General features: G+C 55.7%; 6 protein-coding genes. 4 read left to right on the top strand and 2 right to left on the bottom strand.

Annotated features, from left to right (window positions below):
* The 3 genes from pdxR to BLX41_RS32475 all read left to right on the top strand — a co-directional run.
* A partial coding sequence (gene pdxR, locus BLX41_RS32490) for a MocR-like pyridoxine biosynthesis transcription factor PdxR (RefSeq protein WP_404942821.1) occupies positions 1–1,181 on the top strand: 1,181 nt, incomplete at its 5' end.
* Positions 1,182–1,601: 420 nt separating this feature from the next.
* Positions 1,602–2,186, top strand: coding sequence for an SAM-dependent methyltransferase (locus BLX41_RS32480; protein WP_123728166.1), 585 nt, complete (start codon positions 1,602–1,604; stop codon positions 2,184–2,186).
* A 143-nt stretch (positions 2,187–2,329) separates the two neighbouring features.
* Positions 2,330–3,010, top strand: a complete 681-nt coding sequence (locus BLX41_RS32475; RefSeq protein ID WP_123728165.1) for a pyridoxine/pyridoxamine 5'-phosphate oxidase — start codon at positions 2,330–2,332, stop codon at positions 3,008–3,010.
* A gap of 96 nt (positions 3,011–3,106) precedes the next feature.
* Here the strand turns inward: BLX41_RS32475 and BLX41_RS32470 are convergent, their stop codons facing one another.
* A complete protein-coding gene (locus BLX41_RS32470) occupies positions 3,107–3,739 on the bottom strand; it encodes a DJ-1/PfpI family protein (protein WP_123728291.1) in 633 nt (210 codons plus the stop codon).
* 129 nt (positions 3,740–3,868) lie between these two features.
* Between BLX41_RS32470 and BLX41_RS32465 the strand changes: the two genes are divergently transcribed.
* Positions 3,869–4,423 (top strand): TetR/AcrR family transcriptional regulator, encoded by a 555-nt coding sequence (locus BLX41_RS32465; protein WP_123728164.1) that lies wholly within the window; start codon positions 3,869–3,871, stop codon positions 4,421–4,423.
* Positions 4,424–4,508: 85 nt separating this feature from the next.
* On the opposite strand, the gene BLX41_RS32460 is transcribed toward BLX41_RS32465, so the two are convergent.
* Positions 4,509–5,273 (bottom strand): ABC transporter ATP-binding protein, encoded by a 765-nt coding sequence (locus BLX41_RS32460; protein WP_123728163.1) that lies wholly within the window; start codon positions 5,271–5,273, stop codon positions 4,509–4,511.
* Between the last annotated feature and the right edge of the window lie 161 nt (positions 5,274–5,434).

The following is a 5,434-nucleotide window of genomic DNA, read 5'->3' as shown; positions in this document are numbered from 1 at the left end:
AGAAAACTTCTGAGCTGGCATGTGCCGAGACCTTAAATTCTTGGAAGTCACTCCACTCCCCTCTTCCCGATACGTCTTTGGAAGGCACACTGCGCTGTGAATTTGTAGGGGGAGCGACTAACAAGAGCCAGTTTCCTCAAAACGAATGGCGTCGCTGTGTGCAGTATGGGCTGCGTCAGATGCAACGATCGTTGGGTTTCTACAGTAACATCGCGGGCATTCCCGCCTTACGCGGAGCTATCGCTCAACATGTAGCCTTCTGCCGGGGAGTCGTTTGCCAAGATAGTGATGTGGTAGTTTGTCATGGAGCGCAGCAAGCGCTGGATTTGATATCCCGCATAGTGTTGACGAAAGGCAGCATAGTGGCAGTGGAAGATCCGGGTTACCCGCCGGCCAGATTATTGTTCGCGTCTCAAGGGGCAACCGTGGTAGGCGTGCCAGTAGACAAGGATGGTATTCGTGTTGACCTCATTCCGGACCAAACACGCCTCATCTACGTCACCCCAGCTCATCAGTTTCCGTTAGGCATGCCGATGAGTCTTGAGCGGCGACGGGCCCTGCTGAATCGGGCTAGAGAGCTTGGCGCTATTATTATCGAAGACGATTACGACAGCGAGTTCAGATATGAGGGGCTACCAACGGACTCACTACAAAGCATGGATGAGTACGGGATAGTCGCGTTCGTGGGAACGTTCTCTAAGACTATGCTGCCAGAATTGCGCTTGGGTTATGTCGTTGTTCCACCCGTGCTTTTAGAGGCTGTGATAAAGGCCAAACAGCTCACTGATTACCATACTTCATTGCTGCCACAATGGGCTTTGGCCAAGTTTATGGCTGACGGGGAGCTGCAGAAACATATTCGGCGATGCCGTGCTATTTACGCCGGGCGCAGGGAGTGCATTCGTAGCCGTCTCAATGGTGATTTGTCTCCCTGGCTGGAGCCGATCCACACCACAGCTGGCTTCCACATAGCAGCCTTGTTCAAGAGTCCTATCGATCTCAAGCTGCTGATTAAGTTATCCAGAAAGGTAGAGGTAGGCCTTTACTCAATTGAGGGTTATTTTTATCAGGAAGCACCCAGAAAAGGCTTGTTATTTGGATTCGGCTCTATCGAAACGCTCGATATTGACCCCGCGTTGGATCGTTTGTATGACATCCTTTTACAACTTGATCCAAGGTGACCTGCAACATCGAAATTTATAATTTTATGAGGCGTCAGTGATTCTTGTTGCTACCGCCACGAAGGGAACTGACTTGTTACCTTCAGGCTAGAGCAGCGTGTGGCTAATCAGGTCAAGACACCCGCGATAACACCTACTCCGGGCGGCAGGTAATACCTCGCGAAATACCCAAGTAAGTCGCAATGCCGGATTTTCTAACGTCTTACCTGCGCCAGGTACTTAACACTCTCGGATTGTTCGCCCCCCCACTTCACCTACCTTCAGGGCGCGGTGTTTGGTGAAGAGGCCGTCCGAGCAACCGTCCAGGATACCCGCGCAGGGCTGTCACAGGAGCAACTGTTCAAACATCTCTTTTGTGCTTGATCCGTCGGGCCTCGGAATTGCCATTTAACATAGAAAATAACCAAGGAGTCGAACAGCATGTGGGACGCACGCTATGCCGTTGACGAATATGTATATGGAATGACGCCGAACGCCTTCCTGGCGGAGCACGCCGGCCTGCTTTCCGGGCCTGTGCTCAGCGTCGCCGAAGGTGAAGGACGAAACGCTGTTTACCTTGCTTCGCTGGGTCTGGATGTCCTTGGCGTGGACAGTTCCGCCGTTGGCCTCACTAAAGCGCACAAACTCGCGGCACTGAAAGGCGTAACAATCCGCACCGAAATTGCCGATATGGCAACGTACAGGCCGCCGGAGGGTGCTTTCGGAGCGGTCGTCTCGATCTTCGCGCACATGCCTGGCTACGTGCGTCGAAGGTTGCATGGCTTGGTAGCTCAGTCACTAAGTCCGGGGGGAATCATCCTGCTTGAGGCCTATCGAAAAGACCAACTCACCCGGGACACGGGGGGGCCGGATGATCTGGACATGCTCATGGCTGGCTCAGAGATAGAGCAGGAATTCCCGCATTTTGATGTGCTGATGTCCCGCGAGATCGAACGGGATGTAATCGAAGGAAAGTTCCATACCGGGCCAGCGTGCGTGGTTCAATTCATCGCAAGAAAGAGATAGGCCGAGTGCGCGCCTAAAGTTTCGACCGCGCAGAAACCCAGGTCTTCAATATCGTCCGCAGGACTGGTTTGTCCAGCTACCCCCCCAAGGATCGGCGCTCGGGCCTTTCTAATCACAGGCATGGCTCTGGAGGCCAATCGTCCATGACCCTTATTCAACCGGCCATTTTGTTGATAAAAGAAAAGTTGAGGCAGATTCCGTCCCTCACGGCTCCATTGCCCGACCTGGACTTGTCGGCAATGCCCGCTACCCCACATGCAGCTTTCGCACTTTGGCTTGAGGGAGCTCTGGCTGCAGGTATCCGCGAACCCCATGCCATGACGCTTTCGACCGTGGATGAAAACGGCTGGCCCGATGCCCGTGTGCTTATCTTGAAGAACGTCGATGCTCGTGGATGGCATTTTGCCGTCAATAGTAGAAGCCCCAAGGCTCGGCATATCGAAGGCCAGCAGAAGGTCGCGCTCACATTCTACTGGCCCGCGCTCGGGCGCCAAATTCGCTTACGTGGACAGGCGATAGCACTGTCAGCGCAAGAATGCGCTGAGGATTTTCTTAGCCGCCCTGTTAGCTCGCGCATCAGTGCGATAGCGTCGAGGCAAAGTGAAGTTCTGGCCAATGATAAAGACTACGTACAACGACTTGCTTATGCTCAAGCTTTTCTCAAGGACAATCCCGCTCATGTGGACCCAGGGTGGCGGGTTTATGCAGTTGCACCGACGGTCGTAGAGTTTTGGCAGGGCGCCACTGATCGTAATCACAAGCGTTGGCGTTATACGGTTTCTAAAGACGGTGCAGGATGGGAAACAGCCCGTCTCTGGTCGTGAGCATGGGGTGAGGTACGATGCCTCTATTCGCTCATTTCCGTTCATAGGGCGTCGGGATTTGCCCGCGCCCAAAGAACTCAAGCTCTGCCGGTGCTGCTAAAGCGATGGAGACAGCGTTGTTGAGGCACCGACTTCTCCTTGTCGGATACTAAGCCCGATCAAGGCGTCATAGAGCTCTTGCTGCCCAGCTGGCAGAACTGGGAGCAGCGTCACGCGGCGCTTGCCGATATCGAACCAGGACTCAACCAGCCACCCCACCAGATAGAGCGCCGCAAGGCATCCGCCAGCGGTTGCAACGTTCCCCTGGCATACCAGCGGCTGGTCCACTGGCTCAAGTCCCAGAGCCTGCAAGCTCGGTCGTGCATCCGGATGTGTAGTTGCTCGACCGCCGGGCAGCAGCCCAAGGCGTTCGAGAATGAAGGCTCCGGCGCAGATGGAACCGACTCGCTGGCGTCTGGGATCTAGTTCAAACGACGGCAGGAAATCCGGATTGGCAAGCGCGGCGGGTATCCCCTCCTTGCCGCTGACGAACAGTACCGCGTCGGCGCTATTGGCCTCGCAAAGCGGACCGTGCACCGAAACAGGCAGGCCATGCGCCGATCGCACGATAGAGCTGGCGCCCACTATTCGGACATGCCAGTCCTCCGTGTTGCGGCCTAAAATGTCCCACATCAGGAATAGGTCGATATCGGTGAATTGGTCGAAAGCGACCAGAACAATTTTCTTCAAGGCGAGCTCCATGAGAAGTGCTGGCGTGCAAAACACAACGCCGGTCTTTTGCTGGCGTTCGCAGCGTATCAATCGGTTTCGCACCATACACAGTCTGTATGGCGCCATTGAATATGAGCGAAATAACTCATGAGAAAACTGACTCGTAACCATTGGGTAGCGACTGGCTTTGAAGCCCTCGATCAGGTAGGGCACACCGGGGTTTCGGCCGAGAGTCTGGCGCGCCGATTGAATGTGACCCGCGGATCGTTCTATCACCACTTCCGCAATCGCGAAGACTTTGTCCGCACTCTGCTGGGCGCGTGGGAAGAAGATTACACGGGGCGCATGCTTGCCTATGCCGTGGAGGGTCGTAGCGCCGGCGAAACCTTGAAACGCTATTTGAATATTGCATCTGAGAAACAACCTGGGCGGGAAGTTTCCATCCGGGCCTGGTCGCGGCACGACCCGTTGGTAGCCGAGTTCCAGCAGCGTGTCGACGCCACACGACTGGCCTTCGCGGTTCGGACGTGCCGCCAATTGGTCCACTTGCCAGGCGAAGCAGAAATCATTGGTCAGGTGGCCCACCTGTGCCTGATTGGTGGTCAACAGACAGGACTGCGACGTGATGCCGCTCGCTTCAACAGTTTTCTGCAGCGAGCCTTTGGGCTTTTCGAAGGGGCTCCTCCACCGCGGCGGACCTAAGTCATGAGCCAAACTGCCGTCTTTCAGATGACGCCCCTATAAGAAAAGCAGAACAGCAATGCATGAAAGCACAAGGCTGTATTGATTATTTCAAACTGCCAGAAAGGAACTGTTGCAGACGTTCCGATTGCGGGTTCACCAGCACCTCACGCGGGTTACCGCTTTCTTCGACCACACCTTTGTGCAGGAAAACCAACTGGTTCGACACTTCACGGGCGAAGCCCATTTCGTGAGTCACCACGACCATGGTCCGGCCTTCCTGGGCTAGGGCCTGCATGACTTTCAGCACGTCGCCAACCAACTCTGGGTCGAGTGCCGAGGTCGGTTCGTCGAACAGCATCACCTCAGGTTCCATCGCAAGCGCACGGGCAATCGCCACACGCTGCTGTTCGCCGCCGGACATGTGGCCCGGGTAGGCATCCTTGCGATGCGCCACGCCCACCTTGTTCAGATAGAGTTCGGCCTTCTCGCGGGCTTCGGCCTTGGACATGCCGAGCACGTGGACCGGCGCTTCCATGATGTTTTCCACTGCAGTCATGTGCGACCACAGATTGAAGTGCTGGAACACCATCGACAAGCACGAACGCATGCGTTGCAACTGTTTCGGATCAGCCGCCTTCAGCGCGCCGTCCTTGTTCGCCACCAGTTTCAGCTCTTCGCTGTTGAGCAGGATCCTGCCCGCGTACGGCTGCTCCAGCAGATTGATGCAGCGCAGGAAGGTACTTTTGCCCGAGCCACTGGAGCCGATGATGCTGATCACATCGCCAGCCGCCGCTTTCAGGGATACGCCCTTGAGCACTTCGTGCCGGCCATAGCGTTTATGCAGGTCTTGGACTTCAAGCTTGTACATGCGGTCGATTCTCACAAAAACACTCAGTCGTTGAGCAAGCGCCCGTGACGCAGCACTTCGCGCCCCGCCACCTTGGCCTCAATATTTTCCCTATCAGTGCTTGCGCGGTGCCAGGTAGCGCAGCCAGCGGCCTTCGGCCAGCTTGAACAGGCGCACCAGGA

The organism is Pseudomonas protegens (genome assembly GCF_003732485.1).
GTDB lineage: Bacteria > Pseudomonadota > Gammaproteobacteria > Pseudomonadales > Pseudomonadaceae > Aquipseudomonas > Aquipseudomonas protegens_B.
Note: the sequence above shows the minus strand (reverse complement) of the source record. Positions and strands in the feature narration are given on the sequence as shown.

Coding starts and splice junctions, on each gene's coding strand:
- BLX41_RS32480 (WP_123728166.1), top strand. CDS start 1,602: ATGTGGGACGCACGCTATGCCGTTGACGAATATGTATATGGAATGACG.
- BLX41_RS32475 (WP_123728165.1), top strand. CDS start 2,330: ATGACCCTTATTCAACCGGCCATTTTGTTGATAAAAGAAAAGTTGAGG.
- BLX41_RS32465 (WP_123728164.1), top strand. CDS start 3,869: ATGAGAAAACTGACTCGTAACCATTGGGTAGCGACTGGCTTTGAAGCC.
- BLX41_RS32460 (WP_123728163.1), bottom strand. CDS start 5,273: ATGTACAAGCTTGAAGTCCAAGACCTGCATAAACGCTATGGCCGGCAC.